The organism is Rhodoferax sp. ZS1R8 (assembly GCF_056521325.1).
This window is the reverse complement of record NZ_JBWMBA010000002.1, coordinates 496297-521531: the sequence shown is the minus strand read 5'-3', so window position 1 is coordinate 521531 and position 25235 is coordinate 496297. Positions and strand designations below refer to the sequence as shown.

30 protein-coding genes are annotated in these 25235 nt (G+C 61.1%); 21 read left to right on the top strand and 9 right to left on the bottom strand.

What is annotated here, in order from left to right; genetic code table 11:
• The first annotated feature begins 74 nt into the window (after positions 1-74).
• Entirely contained in the window at positions 75-569 is a 495-nt protein-coding gene (locus AC097P_RS08475; protein WP_479609954.1) for a methylated-DNA--[protein]-cysteine S-methyltransferase, read from the top strand.
• Positions 566-1531 (top strand): DMT family transporter, encoded by a 966-nt coding sequence (locus AC097P_RS08470; RefSeq protein ID WP_479609953.1) that lies wholly within the window; start codon positions 566-568, stop codon positions 1529-1531. The genes AC097P_RS08475 and AC097P_RS08470 overlap by 4 nt, the downstream gene beginning before the upstream one ends.
• 27 nt (positions 1532-1558) lie before the next feature.
• Here the strand turns inward: AC097P_RS08470 and AC097P_RS08465 are convergent, their stop codons facing one another.
• A complete protein-coding gene (locus AC097P_RS08465) occupies positions 1559-2218 on the bottom strand; it encodes a DUF1345 domain-containing protein (RefSeq protein WP_479609952.1) in 660 nt (219 codons plus the stop codon).
• Between the two features lie 96 nt (positions 2219-2314).
• Here AC097P_RS08465 and AC097P_RS08460 point away from each other — a divergent pair, with 96 nt between their 5' ends.
• On the top strand, positions 2315-4042 hold the full coding sequence (locus tag AC097P_RS08460) for an ABC transporter substrate-binding protein (RefSeq protein WP_479609951.1): 1728 nt from the start codon (positions 2315-2317) through the stop codon (positions 4040-4042).
• Positions 4039-6270, top strand: coding sequence for an ATP-binding protein (locus tag AC097P_RS08455; protein WP_479609950.1), 2232 nt, complete (start codon positions 4039-4041; stop codon positions 6268-6270). Before AC097P_RS08460 ends, AC097P_RS08455 begins: the two co-directional genes overlap by 4 nt.
• 1 nt (position 6271) lies before the next feature.
• Here AC097P_RS08455 and lolA read toward each other — a convergent pair whose 3' ends face one another.
• From lolA to AC097P_RS08440, 3 genes are all read right to left on the bottom strand, one after another.
• The gene (gene lolA, locus AC097P_RS08450; protein ID WP_479609949.1) at positions 6272-6907 is read right to left on the bottom strand and encodes an outer membrane lipoprotein periplasmic chaperone LolA; all 636 of its coding nucleotides are present in this window, start codon (positions 6905-6907) and stop codon (positions 6272-6274) included.
• A 26-nt stretch (positions 6908-6933) separates the two neighbouring features.
• Positions 6934-9246 (bottom strand): DNA translocase FtsK, encoded by a 2313-nt coding sequence (locus tag AC097P_RS08445; protein ID WP_479609948.1) that lies wholly within the window; start codon positions 9244-9246, stop codon positions 6934-6936.
• A gap of 97 nt (positions 9247-9343) precedes the next feature.
• Positions 9344-10018, bottom strand: a complete 675-nt coding sequence (locus tag AC097P_RS08440) for a Crp/Fnr family transcriptional regulator (RefSeq protein WP_479609947.1) — start codon at positions 10016-10018, stop codon at positions 9344-9346.
• A 125-nt stretch (positions 10019-10143) separates the two neighbouring features.
• Here AC097P_RS08440 and trxB point away from each other — a divergent pair, with 125 nt between their 5' ends.
• The 3 genes from trxB (at position 10144) to rpmG (ending at position 11723) form a co-directional block, all read left to right on the top strand.
• Positions 10144-11091 (top strand): thioredoxin-disulfide reductase, encoded by a 948-nt coding sequence (gene trxB / locus AC097P_RS08435; protein ID WP_479609946.1) that lies wholly within the window; start codon positions 10144-10146, stop codon positions 11089-11091.
• 216 nt (positions 11092-11307) lie between these two features.
• Entirely contained in the window at positions 11308-11541 is a 234-nt protein-coding gene (gene rpmB, locus AC097P_RS08430; RefSeq protein WP_105260014.1) for a 50S ribosomal protein L28, read from the top strand.
• 11 nt (positions 11542-11552) lie between these two features.
• Positions 11553-11723: a 50S ribosomal protein L33 gene (gene rpmG, locus AC097P_RS08425; protein ID WP_011465453.1), complete on the top strand. Its 171-nt coding sequence runs from the start codon at positions 11553-11555 to the stop codon at positions 11721-11723.
• Between the two features lie 410 nt (positions 11724-12133).
• On the opposite strand, the gene AC097P_RS08420 is transcribed toward rpmG, so the two are convergent.
• Both AC097P_RS08420 and AC097P_RS08415 read right to left on the bottom strand, forming a co-directional pair.
• The gene (locus AC097P_RS08420) at positions 12134-13348 is read right to left on the bottom strand and encodes a DesA family fatty acid desaturase (protein ID WP_479610426.1); all 1215 of its coding nucleotides are present in this window, start codon (positions 13346-13348) and stop codon (positions 12134-12136) included.
• Between the two features lie 104 nt (positions 13349-13452).
• Positions 13453-14724, bottom strand: coding sequence for an RsmB/NOP family class I SAM-dependent RNA methyltransferase (locus AC097P_RS08415; protein WP_479609945.1), 1272 nt, complete (start codon positions 14722-14724; stop codon positions 13453-13455).
• Positions 14725-14798: 74 nt separating this feature from the next.
• Here AC097P_RS08415 and AC097P_RS08410 point away from each other — a divergent pair, with 74 nt between their 5' ends.
• From AC097P_RS08410 to AC097P_RS08400, 3 genes are all read left to right on the top strand, one after another.
• Positions 14799-15050, top strand: a complete 252-nt coding sequence (locus AC097P_RS08410) for a DUF1653 domain-containing protein (RefSeq protein WP_479609944.1) — start codon at positions 14799-14801, stop codon at positions 15048-15050.
• 50 nt (positions 15051-15100) lie between these two features.
• Positions 15101-15466, top strand: coding sequence for a response regulator (locus tag AC097P_RS08405; RefSeq protein ID WP_479609943.1), 366 nt, complete (start codon positions 15101-15103; stop codon positions 15464-15466).
• A gap of 111 nt (positions 15467-15577) precedes the next feature.
• Positions 15578-15844, top strand: a complete 267-nt coding sequence (locus AC097P_RS08400; RefSeq protein ID WP_479609942.1) for a hypothetical protein — start codon at positions 15578-15580, stop codon at positions 15842-15844.
• Here AC097P_RS08400 and AC097P_RS08395 read toward each other — a convergent pair.
• Positions 15817-16560, bottom strand: coding sequence for a response regulator (locus AC097P_RS08395; protein ID WP_479609941.1), 744 nt, complete (start codon positions 16558-16560; stop codon positions 15817-15819). The genes AC097P_RS08400 and AC097P_RS08395 overlap by 28 nt on opposite strands.
• A gap of 155 nt (positions 16561-16715) precedes the next feature.
• Here AC097P_RS08395 and AC097P_RS08390 point away from each other — a divergent pair, with 155 nt between their 5' ends.
• Positions 16716-17081: an Hpt domain-containing protein gene (locus AC097P_RS08390; RefSeq protein ID WP_479609940.1), complete on the top strand. Its 366-nt coding sequence runs from the start codon at positions 16716-16718 to the stop codon at positions 17079-17081.
• Positions 17048-17275, top strand: coding sequence for a hypothetical protein (locus AC097P_RS08385; protein WP_479609939.1), 228 nt, complete (start codon positions 17048-17050; stop codon positions 17273-17275). Before AC097P_RS08390 ends, AC097P_RS08385 begins: the two co-directional genes overlap by 34 nt.
• Positions 17276-17337: 62 nt before the next feature.
• Here AC097P_RS08385 and purN read toward each other — a convergent pair whose 3' ends face one another.
• Positions 17338-17931, bottom strand: a complete 594-nt coding sequence (purN, locus tag AC097P_RS08380) for a phosphoribosylglycinamide formyltransferase (RefSeq protein ID WP_479609938.1) — start codon at positions 17929-17931, stop codon at positions 17338-17340.
• A gap of 135 nt (positions 17932-18066) precedes the next feature.
• Here purN and AC097P_RS08375 point away from each other — a divergent pair, with 135 nt between their 5' ends.
• The 4 genes from AC097P_RS08375 to AC097P_RS08360 are packed head-to-tail and all read left to right on the top strand — an operon-like array spanning position 18067 to position 20481.
• Positions 18067-18267, top strand: a complete 201-nt coding sequence (locus AC097P_RS08375; RefSeq protein WP_479609937.1) for a hypothetical protein — start codon at positions 18067-18069, stop codon at positions 18265-18267.
• A 60-nt stretch (positions 18268-18327) separates the two neighbouring features.
• Positions 18328-19035: a YceH family protein gene (locus AC097P_RS08370; protein ID WP_479609936.1), complete on the top strand. Its 708-nt coding sequence runs from the start codon at positions 18328-18330 to the stop codon at positions 19033-19035.
• 14 nt (positions 19036-19049) lie between these two features.
• Positions 19050-19298, top strand: a complete 249-nt coding sequence (locus tag AC097P_RS08365) for a DUF3297 family protein (protein ID WP_479609935.1) — start codon at positions 19050-19052, stop codon at positions 19296-19298.
• Between the two features lie 40 nt (positions 19299-19338).
• On the top strand, positions 19339-20481 hold the full coding sequence (locus AC097P_RS08360; RefSeq protein ID WP_479609934.1) for a DUF418 domain-containing protein: 1143 nt from the start codon (positions 19339-19341) through the stop codon (positions 20479-20481).
• Positions 20482-20499: 18 nt separating this feature from the next.
• Here AC097P_RS08360 and AC097P_RS08355 read toward each other — a convergent pair whose 3' ends face one another.
• Positions 20500-21756, bottom strand: a complete 1257-nt coding sequence (locus tag AC097P_RS08355; protein ID WP_479609933.1) for an MFS transporter — start codon at positions 21754-21756, stop codon at positions 20500-20502.
• A gap of 190 nt (positions 21757-21946) precedes the next feature.
• Between AC097P_RS08355 and AC097P_RS08350 the strand changes: the two genes are divergently transcribed.
• The 5 genes from AC097P_RS08350 (at position 21947) to AC097P_RS08330 (ending at position 25224) form a co-directional block, all read left to right on the top strand.
• The gene (locus tag AC097P_RS08350) at positions 21947-23128 is read left to right on the top strand and encodes an acyl-CoA dehydrogenase family protein (protein WP_479609932.1); all 1182 of its coding nucleotides are present in this window, start codon (positions 21947-21949) and stop codon (positions 23126-23128) included.
• Between the two features lie 13 nt (positions 23129-23141).
• Entirely contained in the window at positions 23142-24257 is a 1116-nt protein-coding gene (locus tag AC097P_RS08345; RefSeq protein WP_479609931.1) for an acyl-CoA dehydrogenase family protein, read from the top strand.
• Positions 24258-24408: 151 nt separating this feature from the next.
• Positions 24409-24945 (top strand): GrpB family protein, encoded by a 537-nt coding sequence (locus AC097P_RS08340; RefSeq protein ID WP_479609930.1) that lies wholly within the window; start codon positions 24409-24411, stop codon positions 24943-24945.
• A 32-nt stretch (positions 24946-24977) separates the two neighbouring features.
• Positions 24978-25112 (top strand): hypothetical protein, encoded by a 135-nt coding sequence (locus AC097P_RS08335; protein ID WP_479609929.1) that lies wholly within the window; start codon positions 24978-24980, stop codon positions 25110-25112.
• Positions 25102-25224, top strand: coding sequence for a YdeI/OmpD-associated family protein (locus AC097P_RS08330; RefSeq protein WP_479609928.1), 123 nt, complete (start codon positions 25102-25104; stop codon positions 25222-25224). Before AC097P_RS08335 ends, AC097P_RS08330 begins: the two co-directional genes overlap by 11 nt.
• Positions 25225-25235: the final 11 nt, after the last annotated feature.

Genomic DNA, 25235 nt, shown 5'->3' with positions numbered 1-25235 from the left:
ATTTATCCTCACAAATCACTATTATTTTTATAGCTGCTTACGCACGTTCTACGAGGGCTACAGGCTGATTTACCATGAAAAATTCTCACACAACCGTTCGTTCCAGCCTGGCCAGCCCCTGGGGCGCCATGACGCTGGTCGCCCATGATGAAGCTCTGGTTTGGGTAGGCTTTGACGGCCAGAAGCACGCACCGGATTTTGCCCAGTGGGCCGTGTCCACCACGCACCCGGTGCTGCGCCTGGCCGCAGACGAGCTGCAGCAATACTTTGCCGCAGAGCGCAGCAGTTTCGACGTGCCAGTAGACCTGAGCCGCGGCACACCGTTCCAGCAACGCGTGTGGACGGCACTGCGCGGCATTGCGCCCGGTGCCACCACCAGCTATGGCGCGATCAGCCAAGGCCTGGGCAAGGCCAGCGCCGTGCGGGCAGTCGGCGGTGCGGTGGGGCGCAACCCCATCAGCATCATCGTGCCCTGCCACCGCGTGGTGGGCAGCAATGGCGCGCTGACCGGCTACGCCGGCGGCCTGCCGCGCAAAGTCGCGCTATTGCAATTGGAGAGCCATCTGTGAACACCGCTACAACGTCTAAAGCCCCCGCAGGTACAGCCGCCGCGCCGCCCACCACCAGCACAGGCACGGCGGCCGCGCCCGCCAAGTCCTGGCTGCTGGATTTTGTACTGCTGGCTGCCATCTGGGGCGCGTCATTCTTGTTCACCCGCATGGGCGCCAAAGAGCTGGGCGTGTTTGCCACAGCCGGCCTGCGGGTAGGGATAGCCGCGCTGTTTTTGCTGCCCATCGTGCTGCTGCGTGGCCATGGGCCCAGCCTGCGCCAACATTGGAAGCTGACCTTTGTTGTCGGTGTGCTGAACTCGGCGATACCGTTTGCCTGCTTTGGTTTTGCACTGCTGTCGATCACCACCGGCCTGTCGTCGATTTTGAACGCGACGACACCGCTGTTTGGTGCCGTCATCGCCTGGCTGTGGCTCAAGGACAAACCCAACGGCTCGCGCGCCGTGGGCTTGGCTGTTGGCTTTGCGGGTGTAGCGCTGCTGGCATGGGACAAGGCCAGTTTCAAGCCCGACGCCAGTGGCAATGCCACCGGCTGGGCGGTGATGGCCTGCCTGCTGGCCACGGCCTGCTATGGCGTAGCGGCCAGCTTTACCAAGCGCTACATGACCGGCCTGCCATCCCTGGTGTCGGCTACCGGCAGCCAGCTCGGTGCGACGATTTGCCTGGCACCGCTGGCCTGGTGGTTCTGGCCCGCGCAAGGTGTGTCGCTGAGTGCGATGCTGGCCGTGGTGGCCCTGGGCGTACTGTGCACCGGCGTGGCCTACATCTTGTACTTCCGCCTTATCGAGCGGGCCGGCCCGGCACGGGCGCTGTCGGTCACGTTTGGCATTCCGGTGTTTGCGCTGCTGTATGGCGTCGTACTGCTGGGCGAAGAGGTTACGTCCTGGATGCTGATTTGCGGCGTGGTGATTGTTATAGGCACCAGCCTGTCGACAGGATTGGTCCGCTTCAGCCGCAAGTAGCGCTGCGGCGAAGGGTGGGGGCCTATATCACTGAATCCCCCCCGCCATCACGTTGATGCTCAGCGCCAGCACCAGCATATTGAACGCAAAGGCTGCCAAGCTGTGCAGCAGCGTCAGGCGGCGCATGTGGCGGGCGGTGATGACCACGTCGGACACCTGGGACGTCATGCCCACCACGTGGGCGTAGTACAAGAAGTCAAAGTAGTCGGGTGGCTCCTTGCCGGGAAACTGCAACCCCGCGCCGGCACCCGGGCTGCGTGACTCACACTGGTAGTACAAGTGGGCGTAGTGGAAGGCAAAGATGGTCTGCATCAGCAACCACGACGCGGCCAGCGCCAGCATGGACAGCCCCAGGTGTGCGAGCCGTTCTGCAGCGGCCAAGTCCTTCACGTGCTGCAGCATCAGCGCAATAGCGCCCGCACTGATGAAGACCGACAACAGGATCAGACCCGTCAGGATCCAGTGGGACTGGTCCTGCGCCAGGGCCCGCGCACGTGTGCGCTTGGCATCAAAGCGGGCGGCCAGCCACCAGGACAGGATTAGAAACGTGAAGCTGCCCGCGCACCAGGCCAGCAGCATCTGCGTAGACCAGGCTGTGGGCAGCGGTAACAGTGCCACGGCTGTACCCACCGCGACCCCATAAACCAGCCGCTTGCGGCCCGTGGTTTCAGAAAAATGACTATGCATGGCGCATTGTCGCGCTTAATATTGGTGCAAACTCAAGACTACCGTGGCGTGGAGCGGCTTTAGGGACCACGCAGGCTGAAAGCAAGGGCATCGCACATGCGCATTTCTCGTGGATTGGCTTACGTGGCAACACTGCTGGCATGGGGCGCATGCTGGGCCGACACCGCCGCCGCCCAACGCTGGCTGGACCAGGAATTCAAACCGTCCACGCTGACGCGCGACCAGCAGCAGCAAGAGTTGCAATGGTTCATGCAGGCCGCCGACCGCCTCAAGCGCCAGGGCATACGTTCGGTGCGCGTGGTGTCAGAGAAGATCGACACGCACGAATACGAGTCCCGCACACTGGCCAAGGCTTTTGAAGAGATCACGGGCATTGCCGTACAACACGACATCATCCCCGAGGGCGATCTGGTGGATGCGCTGTACACGGCCATCAAAAGCGGTAAATCCGATTACGACGGCTGGATCTCGGATTCGGACCTGATCGGCACGCACTACCGCTACGGATCGGTAGTGCCGCTGTCAGACTTCATGCAAGGGGCAGGCAAGGACTTCACCAACCCCGGACTGGACCTGGCGGACTTCATCGGCACAGCCTTCACGACCGCGCCCGACGGCAAGATCTACCAGCTGCCCGACCAGCAGTTCGCCAACCTGTACTGGTTTCGCGCCGACTGGTTTGCGCGCAAGGACCTCAAGGACGCCTTCCGCGCCAAATACGGCTACGAGTTAGGCGTGCCGCTGAACTGGTCGGCGTACGAAGACATTGCAAGCTTCTTCAGTAACGACGTCAAGGAGCTGGATGGCAAAAAGGTCTACGGCCACATGGACTACGGCAAACGCGACCCCTCTTTGGGTTGGCGCTTTACCGACGCCTGGCTGTCCATGGCCGGCGCGGCTGACAAGGGCATCCCCAACGGCCTGCCCGTCGATGAATGGGGCTTACGCGTGGCCACAGACCAGTGCACGCCGGTAGGCGCATCTGTAGAGCGCGGTGGTGCCACCAATTCGCCGGCTGCCGTGTTTGCGCTGACCAAATATGTGCAGTGGTTAAAGCAATTCGCGCCGCCCGAAGCCGTCAACATGACCTTCACCGATGCCGGAGCGGTACCCGCACAAGGGCAGATTGCGCAGCAGATCTTTTGGTACACGGCTTTCACTGCGTCGCTAACCCAGCCCGGTATAGCCGCTGTCAACAAGGACGGCAGCCCCAAGTGGCGCATGGCGCCCTCGCCCCACGGCCCTTACTGGAAGACCGGCATGCAAAACGGGTACCAGGACGTGGGTGCGTGGACGTTTTTAAAATCAACGCCCGTGCCGAACATGACGGCGGCTTGGCTGTATGCACAATTTCTAACGTCTAAGACCGTGTCGCTGCGCAAATCCATTGTCGGCCTGACTTTCATCCGCGAGTCCGATATCAAGCACGACTACTTCACCCACAATGCTGGCCGTTATGGCGGCCTGATCGAGTTTTACCGCAGCCCGGCGCGCGTGGCATGGACCCCCACCGGCACCAACGTGCCCGACTACCCACGCATGGCGCGCCTGTGGTGGACGAATGTGGCCACCGCCGTCAGCGGCGAGAAAACGCCCCAGGCCGCGATGGACAGTCTGGCCCTGGCAATGGACCAGGTGCTGGCCGACCTGCAGAGCACCGGCATGCAGCACTGCACACCCAGGCTCAATGCCCGGCGCGATGCGGCCCAGCGGCTGTCCACCAAGGGCGCGCCGTGGCAGAAGTTGGCCGACGAAAAACCCCGGGGCGAGACCATTGCCTATGAGCGTCTGCTACAAGCCTGGAAAGAGGGCCGTGTGCAATGACACGGCAAGACCTGCCCGAGCGTACGCTGACGCGCACCAACCTGGCGCTGCTGTTGTTCGCGCTGGCCACGGCGCTGACCATTGCTGGCCAGACCTGGTGGGCTATCGTGCAAGACAAACAGCAGACGCTGTCCTCGGAAACCAACAACGGCCTGCTGGCCGTACGCCTGCTGGAAGAGCACGCCAGCCAGACTTTGCAGGACGCCGTCTACACGCTGGACCGCGTGGGCCGCGCCGTGCGCGCCAGCGACCAGTACGAATCGCAAACTCTGATTCGCAGCGTAGTGGCCAGCCACGACATTGGCCACAGCCGCCACCTGAAGGCTCTGCAATACGTGACGCCCCAGGGCATGAGCTGGATCAGTTCGCCGGACTATCCCACGCACCAGACCGAGGCCTCGCTGCGCAGCCATATCCAGTACCTGCTGAAGAACCCTGCCGACCATGGTGCGGTCGTTGGCCACCCCTACGCCAGTGCGTACGACAGCCAGTGGGTCATTCCGGTGGCCCGAACCCTGTACGACCAGAAGAACCAAGCCGTGGGTGTAGTCAGCGTGGACATACGCCTGAACTACTTTGGCACACTGTACTCACGCGTGGCCAAGGAAAATAGTGCCAGCGTTACGCTGTTGTCAGACCAAGGTTTCATCCTGGCGCGCTCGCCGTTTGAGGCGCGCTACGTTGACCGCGATGTCTCGGACGCGCCCCAACTGAACACACTGCGCCGGTCTGCGGTGGAAGGCTCATTCGACGATGAGACTTTTCTGGATGATGACGATGGCCCAAAGCTCTACACTTTTCGCAAGCTGTCCGGCTTCCCCATCACGATGGTGTACGCGCGAGACTATGCCACCGTACTTGCCCCGTGGGAGCGCCGCACCTACGAACGCCTGTTGCTGGCGGCGTTCAGCATCGCCCTGGTAGCTGTGCTTATCTTTGCGTTGCGCATCTACATACGGCGCCTGCAACTCACCCAATATTCATTGCAAGAAAGCGAGGCCAAGTTTTTTGGCTTGTTCCGCCAATCTCCAGTACCACACACATTGGTGCGCAACCTGGACGGGCAGTTTGTAGAGGCCAACGATGCCTGGCTGCAGCAGTACGGCTACCAATTGCAAGACGTCATTGGGCGCACCGCGCATGAACTGGGCATCTGGGTCAACCCGGCACAACGCGAGGACCTGGTGGCAGCTCTGGCGCCGAACGGGACTGTGGACCGTTTCGAGGTGGAGCATCTGCACCGTGACGGCCACACCATCATCTGCCTGATGTCCGGCCGCAGCTTCCTGGCCGGCAACGAGAAGCTGATCCTGTTCACGCTGATGGACGTCACACGCCAGCGCGAGGCCGAGCGTGAAATCCGCAGCATGAACCTGGAGCTGGAACTGCGCGTGCAGGCCCGCACCGAGAAGCTGGCCATCGCCAACAAAGAGCTCAGCTTGGCACTGGAATCCGTGCGCGCCATGCAGACCGAGTTGGTTCGCTCCGAAAAGCTGGCGGCGTTGGGCTCGCTGGTGGCCGGCGTGGCGCACGAACTCAACACCCCCATTGGCAACAGCGTCACCGTGGGGAGCACACTGCAGTACCAGGTGGCCGATCTAGCCAAGGCCTTTGACAAGGGGGAACTGCGCCGCTCCACGCTGCAGGCCTTTCTGGAGAGCTCCCAACATGGCACAGACATCCTGATGCGGGCACTGACGCGCGCAAGCGAACTGATCCGAAGCTTCAAGCGCGTGGCGGTAGACCAGTCCAGCGACCAGCGCCGCGTGTTTGACGTGCAGACCACACTGCGCGAAATATGCCTGACGCTGGAGCCCATGCACAAGAACACCCCGTTTGACCTGACGCTGGCGCTGCCCGACAAGATGGAGATGGACAGCTTCCCCGGCGCTTTGGGGCAATTGATCACCAACTTTGTCAGTAATGCGCTTCAGCACGGCTTTGAGGGCCGCGAGCGCGGGCAGATGCATGTGCGGGCCGAGGCCGCGGGCAGCGACCACATGCTGCTGCAGTTCAGCGACGACGGGATTGGCATGACGGTGGACACACGTAACCGCGTGTTCGATCCCTTCTTCACGACCAAGCTGGGCCAGGGTGGCTCGGGCCTGGGCATGAACATCGTCTACAACATCGTGCACGACATCCTGGGTGGCAGCATAGAGATCGCATCCAGCCCGGACGCTGGCACGCTAATCACAGTGCGCGTGCCGCTGTGCGCCCCAAAATAACTTATTGCCGTATCACGTCGGCGCCGGCGGGTGCTTTGAACTGAAAAGCGCCAGGCTCCATGGCCGCATTGGCCTTGAAGCCGTTGAAGCGCAGGCTGGACTTCTGGCCGAAGCTGTCGACGATCTCCAGCACGGCGAGTTCCGCGCCCTTGAAGCCCACGCGCACGGTCTGCAACGCACTGTCTTTGGCTTTGGGCGTGGCCAGCACCCACTCCAGGCCTTCACTGTTAGCGTCGTCCTTGAGCGCGAAGTCCGCCTGCAAGGCTTTCAGATCCGCGGCCGATGCAATCAGCGCGGCGGGTGTGGAGCCTAGCGCCTGCGCTTGCGCGCGTGAGGTCACCTGGTTCAAATCCACGTCGTACAGCCAAAGCGTTTGGCCATCGGCGACGATGGTTTGCTCAAACGGCTTTTTGTAGACAAAACGGAAACGCCCCGGGCGGGAAAACTCGAACACGCCGCTGGAGGTTTTGGAGCGCGCGGCCTGCCCTTCCTTGGCGGGCACGGTGACCACCTGCGTAAAGTCGGTGCGGGCAGTCTTTACGGTTTTGACGAAGGACTCCAAGCTATCCAGGCCTGTAGCCCCCGCGGAATTTGCGTAAGCACCTATCAAAAATGTAGCGGTTAGAAGTTTGTTCACATCAGCCTTTGTGTGTAGATCTGTCGTTAGTCGGCACGCGCTGGCACCAGGATGTCACGCTGGCCATTGGTGCTCATGGAACTGACCAGGCCAGCCTTCTCCATGTCTTCCACCAAACGCGCCGCGCGGTTGTAGCCAATCTTCAGGTGGCGCTGCACCAGCGAGATGCTGGCCTTGCGGTTCTTCAGCACCACTTCCACGGCCTGGTCGTACATCGGGTCCTTCTCTCCGCTCGGGCCGCCATCCGCACCCGGTTCGCCTTCGCCATCCACGGTGCCGCCTTCGAGCACGCCTTCGATGTAATTGGGCTCGCCCTGGCTCTTGAGGTAGCTGACCACGCGGTGCACTTCTTCATCGCTGACAAAGGCGCCGTGCACGCGCACGGGGAAGCCGCTGCCGCTGGCCATGTACAGCATGTCGCCCATGCCCAGCAGGGCCTCGGCACCCATCTGGTCCAGGATGGTGCGGCTGTCGATCTTGGAGCCCACCGAGAACGCGATACGCGTCGGGATGTTGGCCTTGATCAGGCCGGTGATCACATCAACGCTGGGGCGCTGCGTGGCCAGAATCAGGTGGATGCCGGCGGCGCGCGCCTTCTGCGCCAGGCGGGCGATCAGCTCTTCAATCTTCTTGCCGACCACCATCATCAGGTCGGCCAGCTCGTCGATAACCACCACGATGTGCGGCAGGCGATCCAGCGGCTCGGGGGATTCCGGCGTCAGGCTGAAGGGGTTGTAGATAAACTCGCCCCGCGCCTTGGCTTCGTCCATCTTGTTGTTGTAGCCAGCCAGGTTGCGCACACCCATCTTGCTGAGCAGCTTGTAGCGCCGCTCCATCTCGGCCACGCACCAGGTCAGGCCATGGGCCGCCTGTTTCATGTCGGTCACCACGGGTGCGAGCAGATGGGGAATGCCTTCGTAGACCGACATTTCCAGCATCTTGGGGTCGATCATCAGCAGGCGTACATCGCGCGCCTCGGCCTTGTACAGCAGGCTCAAAATCATCGCGTTGATACCGACCGACTTGCCCGAGCCGGTAGTACCGGCCACCAGCACGTGCGGCATCTTGCCGAGGTCGGCGACGATGGGGTTGCCAACGATGTCTTTGCCCAAGCCCATGGTCAGTAATGATTTGCTGTCGTTGTAGACCTGCGAACCCAGGATTTCGGACAGGCGTATCGATTGGCGTTTGGCGTTGGGCAATTCCAGCGCCATGTAGTTTTTGCCGGGAATGGTCTCGACCACACGGATGGAAATCAGGCTCAGGCTGCGCGCCAGGTCCTTGGCCAGGCCGACAATCTGCGAGCCTTTGACCCCGGTGGCCGGTTCGATCTCGTACCGGGTAATCACCGGGCCGGGCTGGGCCAGCACCACACGCACTTCAACACCAAAGTCTTTCAACTTTTTCTCGATCATGCGGCTGGTCATCTCCAGCGTCTCGGGGGCTACCGTCTCCTGGCGGGTCTGCGCACCATCCAGCAAATCCACCTGCGGCAGCTTGCTGTCGGGCATTTCGGTGAACAGGGGCTTTTGGCGTTCTTTTGCAACCCGTTCGCTGCGCGGTGGGTCGGTGATTACAGGCTCCATGATGACCATGGGCTGGGGGTGGTGCTCAATGGTTTCTTCACGCTCTTCCAGCAAAATCTCTTCACGTTCACGCATGGCCTGCTGACCCAGCACGCGGTCTTCGGCCCGCTCCCGCTCCTGTTTGCGCGACTGCACCAGCGAGTCTACCCAGGCACCAATGCGCTCGGCCACATGCATCCATGAGAAACCAAACACCAAAGCTGCGCCGATCACACCCAACGCGATCGACACCAGACCGGAACCGGCAAAGCCCAGCCACTTCACGCTCAAGGGCCCAAACAGATAGCCCAGCGCGCCGCCACTGTGGTCCGGCAGGCGGGATTCCAGGCTGTACAAGCGCGACCATTCCAGCGAGGTGCTGGCATACAACAGCAGGGCCAGACCGATCCAGAATACAAATCGGCGCGGTACCGCGTGGCTGGCCACATCACCACGCAAGCGGTTGGCCAGCAGCGCCAGCCACAGCCGAACACCCACGGCTACACACCACCAGGCTGAGAAGCCGAACAGGAAATAGCTGGCATCGGCCATCCATGCGCCCAGGCGCCCAACTTTGTTGGCTATAGGCAAACCGGTTCCCGATGTGGACCAGGCCGGGTCAAATGGCGAATAGGTGAGCAAGGCCGTGAGCCAAAGCACGAGAAAGACAAAACCGCCGATCAACGCGATTTCGTTGGCGAAGCGGCCCATGCCCGTCGTCGGCTGCGGGCTGGGCTGGTTGGATGAGTGGAGGGTATGGAGGGAATAAGTCATGTAAAAACAGGCAATGCCGACAAGCTTAACGCACGCCAGCGTCCCAGATGTAACGCCGCAACCGCCGTGGCAGCCTACGCAGCATCAACCGATAGCACTAGCGTGGATGCGCGCGCCGCTCTATGACGCGGACGACGCCAGCGTCCAGCAACTGGATGAAACCCTGCTCCTCAAAGTCCTTCATGACCCGGCTGACCATTTCGCGTGAAGCGCCCACCATTTTGGCAATATCCTGGCGCGACACCTTGTCGCGTATCAGCAGGTCGCCGTTGGTATCCGGCACTGCGGAATCCAGCAGCACCTTGGCGACCCGGCCATAGACGCCGACCAGGGCCAGGGAGCTGATGTTTTCACTGGCCTTGCGCAGGCGCTGCACCAGGACGCGCATGACGGCGTGGGCCATCTCGATGTTTTCGCCCAGGCATCGCAAAAAACTGTCGCGGCCCAGCACCATGACATCGACCTGCTGGTCTGCCACTACGGTAGCGGAATGGGGTGCGTCGTCAATCAGGCTCATCTCGCCGACATAGTCGCCCGCTGTCAGCGTGGCCAAAATCACCTCGCGGCCCTTGTTGTCGGTCATTAGCACCCGGGTGCGGCCGGTCAGCACAATATAGAGGGCGTCGGTTTTCTTGCCTTGATCGACCAGAATCTCGCCGCGCTTGAAGCGCTTCTTGGAAACGGCAGCGGCAAGCGCCTCGGCTTGTTCGGGCGTGAGTGTGGAAAACAGGGAGACCCTGCGGATCAAATCCAGGTTACTCAGCATTGTCATCAAAATCGCTCCGCGACATTTGGATCGGCACTTCTTACAATCGGATTTACATTGAAAAGGCCTGCATTGCCCCGAAATGTACACGGCCCCGTTCTCGTCTCCCGCAACAGAAGGTTACTTAATCCATGTCCGATCCCAAACACGCCAAAGTCCTGATTCTGGGCTCGGGCCCCGCTGGCTACACGGCCGCCGTCTATGCCGCGCGTGCCAACCTCAACCCCGTTCTGGTAACCGGCATGGCCCAGGGTGGCCAGCTGATGACCACGACCGAAGTCGACAACTGGCCAGCCGACGTGCACGGCGTACAAGGACCGGAGCTGATGCAGCGCTTCCTGGAACACGCAGAGCGATTCAAGACCGAAATTTTGTTTGATCACATCAGTTCGGTCGACCTTTCCAAGCGACCATTCACGCTGACAGGGGACAAAACCTATACCTGTGATGCACTGATCATCGCCACCGGCGCATCGGCAAAATACCTGGGCCTGCCCAGTGAAACAGCGTTCATGGGCAAGGGCGTGTCCGGCTGCGCGACCTGTGACGGTTTCTTCTACCGTGACCAGGTGTGCTGCGTGGTTGGTGGCGGCAACACCGCTGTTGAAGAGGCGCTGTACCTGTCCAATATCGCAAGCAAGGTTTACCTGGTGCACCGCCGTGACAAATTCAAGGCCGAACCCATCCTGGTCGACAAGCTGATGGAGAAGGTGGTCGGTGGCAAGATTGAGCTCAAAACCTTCCGCACGCTGGACGAAGTGCTGGGCGATGCATCGGGCGTGACCGGCATCCGCGTGCGCAGCACCAAGGACGACACGACCGAAGATATCAAGCTGACCGGTTGCTTCATCGCCATCGGCCATTCGCCGAACACCGATATTTTTCAGGGCCAACTCGAAATGGCTGGCGGTTACATCATCACGCAGGGCGGCCTGAAGGGTTTTGCAACGCAGACGTCCATTCCCGGCGTGTTTGCGGCCGGCGACGTGCAGGACCACGTGTACCGCCAGGCGATCACTAGCGCTGGCACGGGTTGCATGGCTGCACTGGATGCCCAGCGCTTCTTGGAACAGGACTAAATTGGCATGCTCGGCTAATTTGGTTATAATCCGAGGCTTTGCTGAATTCTGCCCGTGAGGGTCAGGGTTCTATAGCAATAACCGCTGAGCATTGATAAGCAATGGGGCGGGGGGTTACCGCCACCCTTTTTCATTGGCGAGGTGAGGCTAGAGCGAGATCAAACTGAACAAGTCTGATCGCCAGTAATAGCCGTTTTAATGTATCGGAGTGTCCTCATGGCACGCGTATGTGAAGTTACGGGCAAAGGCCCAATGGTCGGGAACAATGTTTCCCACGCCAACAACAAAACCAAGCGCCGGTTCCTGCCGAACCTGCAATACCGCCGTTTTTGGGTCGAGACAGAAAACCGTTGGGTTCGCCTGCGGATTTCGAACGCAGGTCTGCGTTTGATCGACAAAAAGGGTATTGATGTTGTGCTCGCAGATCTGCGCGCACGTGGCCAGGCATAAGGAGCAAAACCATGGCAACCAAAGGCGGACGCGAAAAAATCAAGCTGGAATCCACAGCAGGTACTGGTCATTTCTATACGACCAGCAAGAACAAGAAAACCATGCCCGAGAAGATGTTGATCAAGAAATTTGATCCTAAAGCTCGCAAGCATGTGGACTACAAGGAAATGAAACTGAAGTAACTCAGGTTCTCCTTTGTCCGAAGAAGCCCGCCCTGTGCGGGCTTTTTTACGTCTGCAAACATCGCTTCTCCAGTGCTTTTCGGCTCTCGCCCGCAGCTGGCAAGGGGCAGGCCTTTTGCTCCGTGTCCCCCGCCCTTCGGGCTCCTCCTTTACCTGCGCAAAAGGCCTGCCCCTTGCCAGCTGCTGGAGTGTTTGGCGGCGAATGGCCTTGGGTCCCGTACGCCGGCACCCCACGAGATCGCCAGATCAGTCGGGCTATGGGTTTTGCGCAGGTAAAGGCGGAGGCCGAAGGCCGGGGGACACGGAGCAAAACCCATAGCCCGACTGATCTGGAGCGAACAGAAACCAACCTATGCCCGCATAAAAAAGCCCGCTAAAAACGGGCTTTACTACAAGCACAAAGGTACAACTCAAACGTGCGCAGTCCTCAGCTTCATCGAAAACTCACGCAGAGCAGCAATACCACTCTCTTCCGCCCGGTGGCACCAAGCCTGCAAATCAGCCGCCAACTGCTCCCGCGATACCGACGTGTTGAGCCACATCTGCCGCAACTCTTCACGCATCGTCACCATCTTGTCCAGCATGGGCGAAGCGGCGCGGGCCTTGGCCAGCTCGGGTGCGGCCGAAGCAGGCACCTTTTCCACATCACGGTGCATCCACCGCTTGGCGGCCTTGATGACGGCGGCGTCGGCGCTACGGGTGCGCATGGCATCTAGCTCGACACGAGCGGCCTGGCGCATGCTTTTGGCATAGCCGGCCATCAGCTCGTAGCGGTTGGCGATCAGGGCTTCCAGCGTTTTTTCATCGGCCACCGGCCGTATGGCGCCAAAGGCTACCTTGGGCGGCGTCTTCTTGACCCGGGCCAGACCCACACGCTGCATCAGGCTGATGTACGCCCAACCGATGTCAAACTCATAGGGTTTAACCGACAACTTGGCCGATGTGGGATAGGTGTGGTGGTTGTTGTGCAACTCTTCGCCAGCGATCAAAATGCCCCAGGGCAAGATGTTGTTGCTGGCGTCGGGCGCCTCAAAATTGCGGTAGCCCCAGTAGTGGGCTGCGCCGTTGATGATGCCGGCGGCCATGACCGGCGTCCACGCCATCTGCACAGCCCAGACCACCAAACCGGCGGCGCCAAACAGTACCAGGTCAATGCCCAACATCAGCAACAAACCCAACGACGACAGCCCGGTGTAAACATGGCGCTCGATCCAGTCGTTGGGTGTGCCGTGGCCGTAGCGTGACAGCGTGTCCTTGTTTTGTGCCTCAGCGCGGTACAGCTCGTAGCCCTGCAACAGCACGGTCTTGATACCGTAGACGTGGGGGCTGTGGGGATCATCAGGTTGCTCGCACTTGGCGTGGTGCTTGCGGTGGATGGAAGCCCACTCCTTGGTCACCTGACCGGTGGTCAACCATAACCAAAAACGGAAGAAATGCGAAGCTACCGGGTGCAGGTCCAGCGCACGGTGCGCCTGGTGCCGGTGCAAGAAGATGGTTACGCTGATCATCGTGACATGCGTCAGGGCCAACGTAAACAACACGATTTGCCACCAATGCAAATCCCAGAGACCGTTGGCAAGCCAGTCAATGGCGGAATTCAGTATGGCCCAATCGGGTAGCAACAACATGATCGAATCACTCTTACGTACAACGAGAAAATGCTCTTTTATGGAGCCGGATCGGGTCCGGCGTATTCTGATTTTAGGGGATGCTGCCTAACCCTTTGCCATTATTTCTTTTGCCACACCGCAGCAAAAAAACCATCGGTTGCGTGCCGATGTGGCCACAGGCGCAGGTACAACTGCCCACCCTCGCCTCCACTGCAGAGCGTGGCGGCGTTCTCCACCTTCAGCTCGGCCAGCACTTCCCCTGCAGCCAGTGGAACATAGTCCGGGTTGGCGGCTGAAAAGGCTTCTGCAATAGCCTCATTTTCTTGTGGCAATACGCTGCAAGTGGCATAAACCAGGCGTCCGCCGGACTTGAGCATGCGCGCGGCGCTTTGCAGAATGGCAGTCTGCTTGACCGCCATCTCATCCACGGCTTGCAGGTTCTGCCGCCACTTCAGGTCTGGATTGCGCCGCAGCGTACCCAAGCCGGTACAGGGGGCGTCTACCAGCACCCGGTCCATCTTGCCGGTGAGGCGCTTGACGCGGTCATCGCGCTCGTGTGCAATGGCAGCGGGGTGCACATTAGACAGACCACTACGCTTCAGGCGCGACTTGAAAGCGTCCAAGCGGTGGGCCGATGTGTCAAATGCGTACAGGCGACCGGTGCTGCGCATCGCCGCGCCCAGGGCCAGCGTCTTGCCACCGGCACCCGCGCAAAAATCAACCACCATCTCGCCGCGCTTGGCGTCCAACAGCATGGACAGCAACTGCGACCCTTCGTCTTGCACCTCGAACTCACCACGCACAAAAGCCTCGTGCTTGTTCAGTGCCGGCTTGCCGGCAATGCGAAGGCCCCAGGGAGAATACGGCGTGTTGACGGCCTTGATACCGGCCTTGGCCAGTTCTTTTTGCACGTCGGTACGCTTGGCCTTAAAAGTGTTGACCCGCAGATCCAGCCCAGCGCCAAGATTCAAGGTTTCCACCAATGGCCAGAACTCGGCGCCCAATTGCGCCTTCAGCGGCTCGACCAGCCACTCGGGCAGGTTGTGGCGGTGGCGCTCCATCAAATCGTGGGGGCTAACCTTCTCGCACTGGTCCAGCCAGTTGATCTCCTGCTCGCTCAGTGCGCTGCGCAGAAAATCGCCGGGGCCGTAAAAGCCCAAAATGGCCAGGCGCCGCTCTTTGGGACCGCTGCCAGATGGTGCCAGGTGGTCGAACAACAGCTTCTTGCGCAGCACCGTGTAAACCGTTTCGGCCATGGTGGCGCGCTCGCGCGGACCCAAGCCCCGGTTGTCGCGGAAAAAGCGCGAAACGATGGCGTCCGCTGGGTGGTCAAATTTAAGGGTCAGCCTGACGAGTTCGGCGCAGGCATCTAGAAGAGCTTTTGGGTGCATAGGTTAGGATTGTCCCATGAGCCGCTGGGCCGCCCCCAGGCGAATACCGTAGCGCAAAGCGCGAAGGCATCCGAATGACAATTGAAAACCTTCCCCCATTGATCATCACCCCGCCCGGCCTGTACCGCCACTACAAGGGAAATCTGTACGAAGTGGTAGACACCGTACGCCACAGCGAGACGCTGGAACCCCTAACCCTGTACCGCGCGCTCTACGGCGAGCGCGGTCTGTGGGTACGCCCCGCGGCGATGTTCCAGGAAGAAGTGGTCATTGACGGCGTACGCCAGCCAAGGTTTGCCAGCGTAACTGGCCAGACCACGCCTTAAAGTCTCTGCCCAAGGACACTGCCCGGGCCACGCGCGGCACAATCCGGGGCATGACACGCGTCTTGATCGTCGATGACGAACCCAGCATCCGCCAGCTCATAGCCACCCTGCTGACACTGGAAGGCTATGGCGTCACTACGGCACCCGATGGCCGTGCCGCGTTAGACCAGGTGCTGGCCGCCGCGCCGGACGTGGTGATTTCTGATGTGCGTATGCCGCACATGAACGGATATGCGCTGCTGAAGGCGGTGCGGGCCAACCCGGCCTTGGATACCGTCCGCTTCATCCTGCTGGCCAGCTACACCGACAGCGACACGGAGGCCGAGCGCGCAGTTGCGCTGGCAGACGCCTGCTTGTCCAAACCCTTTACCCGCGACGTTCTGCTTAAAGCCATACGCGCACTGGTGAAAGCCTGAGCGGCGATACAAACGATACAAAGCCCTGCGGCTATGACACGCAGGCGATACGTGGGGTCTGCATACTCCGGGCAGCTAACAACCCTGACCTCTTCTGTAAAGCCCAAGAATATGAGCAATGCCTTTTATGTAGTTCCCGTAGGCGGTGGCGACCACGTGTTTGCATCCAACATCCTGTCAGAGTGCATCGAAATCGCCCAGTATTTCACCCGCGTGGAAATTGTGGACATGTTCGGAGAGGTGTGGCGCGCGGCTGAGGCGAGCGATCGGCGGTGCCGGGTAGACCCAAGGGCCAACATCACCAGCAACCCCTTGCTGGGCGCCATGCAGGCGTCCAATCAGTCAAAGTTTCAGCTTCTGTCCAAGACCAGCATGTAGCCCACGCCACGCACGGTGCGCAGGGTTTGCGGCTTGTCGGCGTCACGCTCTATCTTGCGTCGCAATCGCGTGATCCGCAGGTCTATGCTGCGGTCGCTGCCGTCATAGTCGCGCTGGCTCGTGGTTTCCAGCAGCCATTCTCGGGTCAAAGGCCGGTTGGGGTGCTGGCAGAACAGGTCCAGCAAATCAAATTCAGTGGCCGTCAATTGCTCGTGCAGGCCGTCTGGCGTCAGCAGCACGCGGCGGCCCCGGTCAAAACTGCAACGACCCAGCGGAATAGGCTGCACCTCCCCAGCACCATTAGCACTTGCCATCGGCTCGGCCCGATGCGCAGCCAGCGCCTGGGTTCGGCGCAACACGCTTTTGATGCGGGCCAGCAGTTCGCGCGGGTCGTAGGGCTTGGTGACGTAATCGTCGGCCCCGGTCTCCAGCCCCACGATACGGTCTACCGAATCGGAAGCGCTGGTCACCATGATGATGCCCAACGTGGGGTGGCGTTCGCGCAACCAGCGGGCCAGCGCAAAACCGTCTTCGCCCGGCAGCCCCACGTCCAGCAGCAGCAATTGCGGCATTTCTGCCGCCAGCGCCTCGCGCATCAGCCGTCCATCAGGTACCGCGGCCACGCGCAGACCCTGGCGCGAGAGGTACTCGGTCAGTATTTGGCGTTGCGTGGGTTCGTCCTCGACGACCAGCAAATAGGGAATATTTGGGTTCATGGGCTCAGGTTTGCTGCTTTTTCGTGCAGAGCGCGATTATGGCTTCGATTTACCGTCCCCAACCACCCGACCCGCCGGACCCCTTGCCGCCCCACTCGGGGTTAGCGGCGGTTCTACGGCTAAACTGCATCGGGCCGTACGCACCCACCCCCACCATGCACACCCCCACGCCTGCGAACGCCAACCCTTCCGAACTCCCCGTGTTTGACCCCAGTGTGCTGGGCGCTATGTTCGGCACCGAGACCGCGGTCATTGCCAGCGTGCTGCAGACTTTTATGGCCGGTGCGCGCGCCAGCATGGGTGAGTTGACCGAAGCGGTGGCCCGACAGGATCTGGCCACCGTGACATCCCTGGCCCACAAAATCGCTGGCGCCTGCCGCATGACCGGTGCTGTCGCCATGGGAGTGACAGCGCGGGAGCTGGAGCAGACCGCCAAGCGGGGCGATGGTGCGGCGGTGCCACTGGGCCTGGCTACCCTCGCAGACCAGTGGCGCCGCCTGGAGACGGCTTTGGCGAACTGAGCGCGGTGACCGTCAGCGTCATCCGCGCAGGCCTGGTGCTGTCTGCGGCGGGCCAGACGCAAACCCGGTGGGCGGTGACCGCTGCCGCGTTGTTAGCCCTGCACGGCACGCCTGCGCTAGCCGGTCGCTCCTGTGAAGCCGTCAAGCCCACGCCACGCCTGGGCGGCGCACTTGCCCCACTGCGCTTGCGGTAGCCGACCAGCACCGTGCTATATGCCAAATCGGGCTGTAGCCCTCGTGGGACAGGCGTAAGCAGCTACTGATTTTGTAGCAGTTTTGCGACTGCCTGGGGGTAAATCAGGTGCTCCTGCGACAACACACGGGCGGCCAGCGTGTCGGCCGTGTCGCCTTGTAGCACCGGCACCACGGCCTGGGCGAGTATGTCGCCGTCATCCAGCACCGGTGTGACCAAGTGCACCGTAACGCCGGCAAATTTGCAGCCCGCGTCGATGGCGCGCTGGTGGGTGTGCAGCCCGGTGAAGGCCGGCAGCAGCGACGGGTGAATATTGACCAGGCGCCCGGTGTAGCGCTCCACAAACCCGGGCGTCAAGATGCGCATGAAGCCGGCCAGCACCACCAGCACCGGGGCATCGGGTTGGTCGTAGCGGTCGATCAGTGCGGCCAGTTCGGTGTCGAACGCGTCGCGCGTGGCAAAAGTCTTATGGTCCAGCACCGCGGTCGCGATGCCTTGCTCTTTGGCAAAGACCAGGCCATTGGCATCGGCCTTGTTGCTGATGACGGCGGCCACCTTGGCTCCCAGGCGGTCCGCCCAGGCCTCGCGCTCTGCCGTCTTGACAATGGCCGCCATATTGGAGCCGCCGCCAGAAATCAAAATAACGATGTTCTTCATGTGGGTCGCAATTATCGCCGGGCAGCCCGCAGGCTAGCCCCGCTTGCGTATGGCACCGCACGGTAATGGTGCGACAGAAAAACTATCGTACTGCCCGGGCTTCAGACCCTATCCAATACAACACAGCAGACATCCATGAACCAGAACAACGACACACGCCGAAACTTCCACCGCATCCTGCAGACCACTACCGCATTGCTGTCGATTACCGCCAAGCCGCTCGCACGCGCCACTACGGGTGCCAGCCCAAAGCGGGACAAGCCACGGCATTGCCGGGGCATGGACCGGGCCCACCACACCGCAGGCCGCGAAACACCGCCGCTGCGGGGGCAATGAAAGACCCGTGGGCTAGCCCCGATAATTGCGGCTGTTTCCGCAATTGATCGACCTGCCCACATGAACCCGAATACGGACGCACCCGCCCCCATCACACTGACGCCCATAGAGGCCCGCGTGCTGTCCACGCTGATGGAGAAGGCCCGCACCGTTCCCGACAGCTACCCGCTGTCGTTGAACACGCTGATGCTGGGCTGCAACCAGAAAAGCAGCCGCGACCCGGTGATGGAACTCACCGAAGCCGAGATCGCCACCGCCCTGGACACGCTGCTGCCACTGGGCTTGGTGCGCACCTCCAGCGGAAGCCGCGTCGCCCGGTACGAGCACAACTTCCAACGTGGCATTGGCGTCCCTGAACAATCAGCCGTCGTGCTGGGCCTGTTGATGCTGCGCGGCCCGCAGACAGCCGGCGAGTTGCGGCTGAACGCCGAACGCTGGTACCGCTTTGCCGATATATCGTCGGTCGAAGGCTTTTTGGAAGAACTGCAAGACCGCTCCGCTGAGAAAGGTGGCCCGCTGGTCGTCAAATTGCCGCGCGCCAGCGGTGCCCGCGAGCAGCGCTGGGCCCATCTGCTGTGCGGCCCGGTGGATGCCACAGCGTTGTCCGCCCCCAGCCGATCCGCGGACGGTGCATCTGGCAGCAACACCGCAGAGCGCATAGACCGCCTGGAGGCCGAAGTGGCCAGCCTGCGCCAAACCGTGCAAAAGCTGTGTGCCGAACTGGGCGTTGCCCCACCGCAAGAATCCCATAATCCAATCAATCCCTAGAAGTAGACGCAACCATGACCGAAGCCACCCAACGCCCCGCCCTGCCCGACCACCTGTCCACCGACGCGCGCAGCCCACATTTCAACGCCGCCGTATTCGAGCACGATGTCGGCATCCGCCTGAACGGCAAGGAGCGCAACGACGTGGCGGAGTACTGCATCAGCGAAGGCTGGGTAAAAGTGCCCGCCGGCAAGACCGTGGACCGCAAAGGCAACCCGGTGTTGATCAAGTTGAAGGGTATGGTTGAGGCGTTTTATCGCTGAGCCATCGCGATCACCAAACGCCCCTTCCTGTGAAGGGCGCTTGGTAGCCCTGGACATCCTCAGAGGCATCGCACTATTTGGCGTCCTGCTTGTCAATTTGATAAGCGAATTCAGGGTCTCCATCTTCCGGCAGTTCCTGCCGGTACAAGCAGCTGCCCCCCTGCCCGACCGCATCGTCGAAGTATTCGTGGCGTTGGTCGTGGAGATGAAGGCCTTTGCAATTTTTTCCTTCCTGTTTGGTGTAGGACTCGCCGTGTTGTTCGAGCGCCTCTCAGAACGTGACCGCCCGTTTTATTGGCTCACACGCAGGCTGGTCGTTCTGCTGCTGTTCGGCCTGGTGCATCTGCTGTTCATCTGGAATGGCGACATCCTGACGGAGTACGCGCTGATCGGGCTGCTGGCAATGGCTTTTCTGCGCGCGCCCACATGGGGCATTGCCAGTGGGGTTGCAACCTGTCTGTTGCTGTATCTGGCCATGCCCATGCTGGGCCTGCCCATCCCCTGGCCCGATGTGAACACGTTGCAGCAGCACGTGGCGCAGGCCAATACGGTCTATGCAAACGGTGGACTGCTGAACGTTTGGCGCTTTAGCCAACACGAACTGCATTTGTTATGGCCCTTGCATATATGGGTGATGCCCAGAACGATGGCCTTGGTTCTGATGGGCATGTTGGTGTGGCGCACCGGTATGCTGCAGCACCCAGAACGGCACCGTCGAGGATTCTGGATAACCGCTGGCGTAGGCACTTGTGCAGGCGCCATAGTGACATCGGCAGGCGCTACCGGGGCATTCGCGGGCTGGGGACACCTCGGCACTGCATTGTCCAGTCTTGCACCCCTAGTCCTTGCCACAGCTTATGCAGCCCTGGTGATGGCGCTTGTCAGCCATCCGGTTGCGGCCCGCATGCTCAACGCGTTTGCACCGGTGGGTCGCATGGCATTTAGCAACTACATCATGCAATCGCTCATTTTTGGCTTCGTGTTTTTTGGCTACGGCCTGGGTTACTTTGGACAATGGGGTGCAGCGCACGCGCTGGTGCTTGGTGTTGCGGTGTACGCCGTACAGACAGTGTTCAGTGCCTGGTGGCTGACCCGCTTTCGCTACGGTCCCCTGGAGTGGCTGTGGCGCACACTGATGTACGGCCAACGGCAAGCGATGCGCAAAGTGCCAACCGTCCAATAGCAGCTGCGACCGCTCTCCTCACTGCGTGTCGAGCTTGTCCCGCCGCATGGCGCGCCACAGCGCCAGGTCGTAAGCAATCTTCAACACGCCGCAGCCTATCAGCGGCAGCGATATCAACCCCGCAGCGAACAAGGCCCCGCTCAGCGTGGGGCTCAACGCCGCCGCCAGACTGCGCGGCACCGCCGTAAAACTGGCCGCCGCACTGCGCTCGGCCGGTGTGACCACGGCCATCACATAGGCGGTGCGGGTGGGCACGTCCATCGACGACAAGGCGCTGCGCACCATCAGCAGCCCCAACGCGATCGTCAGGTTGGGCGCAAGCGCAGCCAACACCAGGCACACATTGGCCGGCAGGTGTGTGAAGACCATGGTGTTCAGCAGCCCTAAGCGTTGTGCAACCAGCGGTGCCGCCAACTGCGACGCGGCACCCAGCAAGCCGGTGCAGAAGAAAAAGATGCCCGCCTGCGCCAGTGAAAACCCAAAACGCTCCAATAACCACAGCGACATCAGCGAATTAACCACCAGCCCACCGGCGAAAGCATCTACGCTGAACAGTGCCGCCAGCCGCACCACAACGCCGCGCGAAGGGCCTAGTGGTGCAGGCTGCACTGACTCCCCTGCGGCACTGGCAGCAGGCAGCCGCCGGTACAGCCAAAACACCGCCAACCCCAGCGCCGCGTAGACCACGAACATGCCACGCAATGCATCCAGCCGCGCCAAGCCGGCATGGAGCACCATCCAATCCGGCACGGCCGCCGCCAGCGCCCCCAACGCCGCACACAGAGCGCCCAGCAAGCTGTAACGCGCAAACAGCGCGGTGCGTGCATGGCCCTGCGCAGCGGCGGCCAGGCGCGCGTGCTCCAGCGGCAAGAAAACACTGACGTCACCCGAGCTGGGGTTCAGCGTACCCACCAGCGCAACGACGAGCAAAGGCCAGAACGACGCAAAGCTGGCAAAACACAGACCGGTGGCGACCATCAATAGGGCGGCACCGCGCAACAACTTGCGCCCCGCAAAGCGGTAGCCCCAGGCACCGACCGCCAACGTGGCCAGCGCAGAGCCCAACATGGTCGCGGTGCTGACAATGCCGACCTCTAACGTGCCCAGCCCTATGGCCAGCAGATACGCCGGCAGTAACACCGCCATATAGCCGTCACCAAATGCACGCAAGGCTTTAGCGCCCAGCAGGACGAGCGCAATGGGATCGGCCCCGCTGGGCAACAGGCGCAATAACGCGCCGCGCAGGCGGGACGGTTTGTACGTTACGGGTTCCACAGTCATCGTGTATGCGCCAAGCTAAAAGTCTAGGTATCCTGTCACAACTTTGACAGAGCGAATCGAACGACCGTGCTAAAAACTGGGCTCAACTCGCCGCCGGGCCGCCCCAAGGCGAGTTAGCCCCCTTGGGCGCAGCGACCCGCGCAGCGGTAGAGCGTGGGGGTACACACCTTATTGGAGAGTTTTGATGGATCTGGCCTTTACCCCCGAAGAACAGCAATTCCGCGAAGACATTCGCGCCTGGGTGGGTGCCAACCTGCCTGCGGATATTGCCCACAAAGTACACAACGCCCTGCACCTGACGCGCGACGATATGCAGCGCTGGGCCAAGATCCTGGGCAAAAAGGGCTGGCTGGGCCATGCCTGGCCCAAGGAGTTTGGTGGACCGGGTTGGAACTCGGTCCAAAAGCACCTGTTTGAAGAAGAATGCGCACTGGCCGGCGCGCCGCGTGTTGTGCCTTTTGGCCCGGTCATGGTGGCGCCCGTGATCATGGCTTTTGGCAACGCCGAACAACAGCAACGTTTTTTGCCCGGCATTGCCAGCGGCGAAGTGTGGTGGAGCCAGGGATACAGCGAACCCGGTTCCGGCTCGGACCTGGCATCGGTCAAGACCCGCGCCGAGCGCCAGGGCAACACCTATCTGGTCAACGGTCAAAAGACCTGGACCACCTTGGGCCAATACGGTGAGTGGATCTTTTGCCTGGTGCGCACCAGCACCGAGGGCAAACCGCAAACCGGTATCAGCTTTTTGCTGATCGACATGAAGTCACCCGGGGTGACCGTGCGCCCCATCGTGCTATTGGACGGTGACGCCGAAGTCAACGAAGTGTTTTTTGACAACGTCGTCGTGCCTGCCGAAAACCTGATTGGTGAAGAGAACAAGGGTTGGACCTATGCCAAGCACTTGCTGAGCCACGAACGCACCAATATCGCCGACGTGAACCGCGCCAAGCGTGAACTCGAACGCTTGAAGCGCATCGCCAAGGCCGAAGGCCTATGGAACGACACCCGATTCCGCGACGAGGTTGCCAAGATGGAGGTGGACGTGGTCGCGCTGGAAATGTTGGTGCTGCGCGTGCTGGCCGCCGAAAAATCCGGCAAGAATTCGCTGGACATTGCCGGCCTGCTGAAGATCCGCGGCAGCGAGCTACAGCAACGCTACAGCGAGCTAATGATGCTGGCTGCCGGCCCCTTCTCCTTGCCTCTGATCCGCGAGGCCATGGAAGCCGGCTGGCAAGGCGACTTCCCCGGTGGCGTGGTGGCCAACGCGCCGCTGGCATCAACCTTCTTCAACATGCGCAAGACCACCATTTACGGCGGATCGAACGAAGTGCAACGCAACATTGTGGCTCAAACCGTTTTGAGCTGAGCAGGAGAAAAAAATGGATTTCGATTTTTCTGATGACCAAGTACAACTCGGCGATGCGGTGCGCAAATGGGTGGACAAGGCTTACACCTTCGAGCGCCGCCGCGCAGCCGAAAAAGCCGGCGGCTTTGACCGCGCAGCATGGAACGAACTGGCCGAGCTGGGCCTGAGCGGCCTCTACGTGCCCGAGGACGATGGCGGCCTGGGCATGGGCCCGGTCGAGGGCATGGTGGTCATGGAAGAGTTGGGCCGCGGCATCGTGCTCGAACCCTTGGCCCAATCGCTGATTGCCGGTGGTGTGCTGGCCGGCTATGCCGACGCCGCCACCAAGGCCGCATGGCTGCCCAAAGTGGCTAGTGGCGAAGCCATTGTGGTGCTGGCCTACCAAGAGCGTGCAGCCCGCTACAAGCTCGATGCGTGTGAAGCAAAAGCCACGCAAGCCCCCGGCGGCTATGTGTTGAACGCTACAAAAAGCGTAGTACCCGTCGGTGACCACGCTGACGCGTTCATCGTACCGGCCAAGATCAACAGCCAGTTGGCGCTGTTTCTGGTGGAGCGCCAGTCAGCCGGCGTGACTACTCGCGGCTACGGCACGCAAGACGGCAGCCGCGCGGCCGAACTGGTGCTGAAGAACGCCCCCGCCACGCTGATCACACAAGACGGTTTGACCGCACTGGAGCATGCGGTGGACATCGGCATCGCAGCCAGCTGCGCCGAGGCTGTGGGTGTCATGGACAAGACCATGGCCATCACCGCCGAATACCTTAACACGCGCAAGCAGTTCGGCGTGGTCATCAGCACCTTCCAGGCCCTGCGCCACCGCGCCGCCGACATGAAGATGCAACTCGAACTGGCCCGCTCCATGAGCTACTACGCCAGCCTCAAGCTCAATGCGCCAGCACCCGAGCGCCGTGCCGCCATGGCCCGCGCCAAATACCAACTGGGCCAAAGTATGCGTTTTGTGGCCGCGCAGGCGGTACAGTTGCACGGCGGTATTGGCGTGACCGACGAGTACATCGTCAGCCACTATTTCAAGAAGCTGACGCAACTGGAAATGACTTTTGGCGACAGCCTGCACCACTTGGGCGAAGTGTCCAATCGTATGCAGGATACGGCGGGCGTGTTTGCCTGATACGGAGACTCTGTATCGCGACAAAAGCCCTCCTAGTGAGGGCTTTTTCATTGTGTGTAGAGCGCTGTGCCTGCCCCATTCGGATGCCAAGCGGCTGGGCTATGGTGAACTTGAAAACGCCTGCAAACTGGGCGTAACGTGAAGTGACACCATGACCGAAGCCGAATCCCTGCAACGCGCCATACACGAAGACGTGGCCTTGCATCCGTACAACCCTCAGTGGCCAACGCGCTTCCTGGGGGAGCGCGAACGTTTGCTGAGCTTGTTCCCCACGCAATTTCTCGACGTGCAGCACTTCGGCAGCACAGCCATTCCCGGTATGCCAGCCAAGCCCATCATCGACCTGTTGGGCGGTGTTGCGTCCATGGAGGTAGCTGATGCGTTGATGGTGCCGCTGCTGCAATCGCAATACACCACGTCAATCGAATTCAACGCCGCGCTGACCGATCGCCGCTGGTTGATGCGATGGGCAAATGGACAACGCACGCACCACCTGCACCTGGTGGTCATGGATAGCGCGCAGTGGTTGCGTCGGCTGCGCTTTCGCGATGCTTTGCGCGCCGACCCCAGCCTTGCGCAACGCTACGCACACTTGAAGACTGAGCTGGCCGCTGAACACCGCACGGACCGGGAGGCTTATACGCAAGCTAAAACGGAATTCGTCCACTCCGTGGTGGGTGGCCAGTAACTGAATCTTCTGTGCCAAAAACTCCCGTTGCCATGCCACCCACCTTCTTCAAAACTCCTGCAGAGTTCCGCGCCTGGTCGGCCCAGCACGCGGCAACCGAATACGGGTTGCTCGTCGGGCTCTACAAGCGCGGCACCGACGGAAACTGCCGCACTGTTGCCGCATGAGGACGCGCTATTTCGCAAGCAAAAAGCAGCGTGGCAATTCTTTGAAGCCCAGCCCCCGGGCTACCGCCAACAGATGGTCTGGCGCGTCGTCAGCGGCGAGTGCCTGCTCTAGTACGCTTGCAC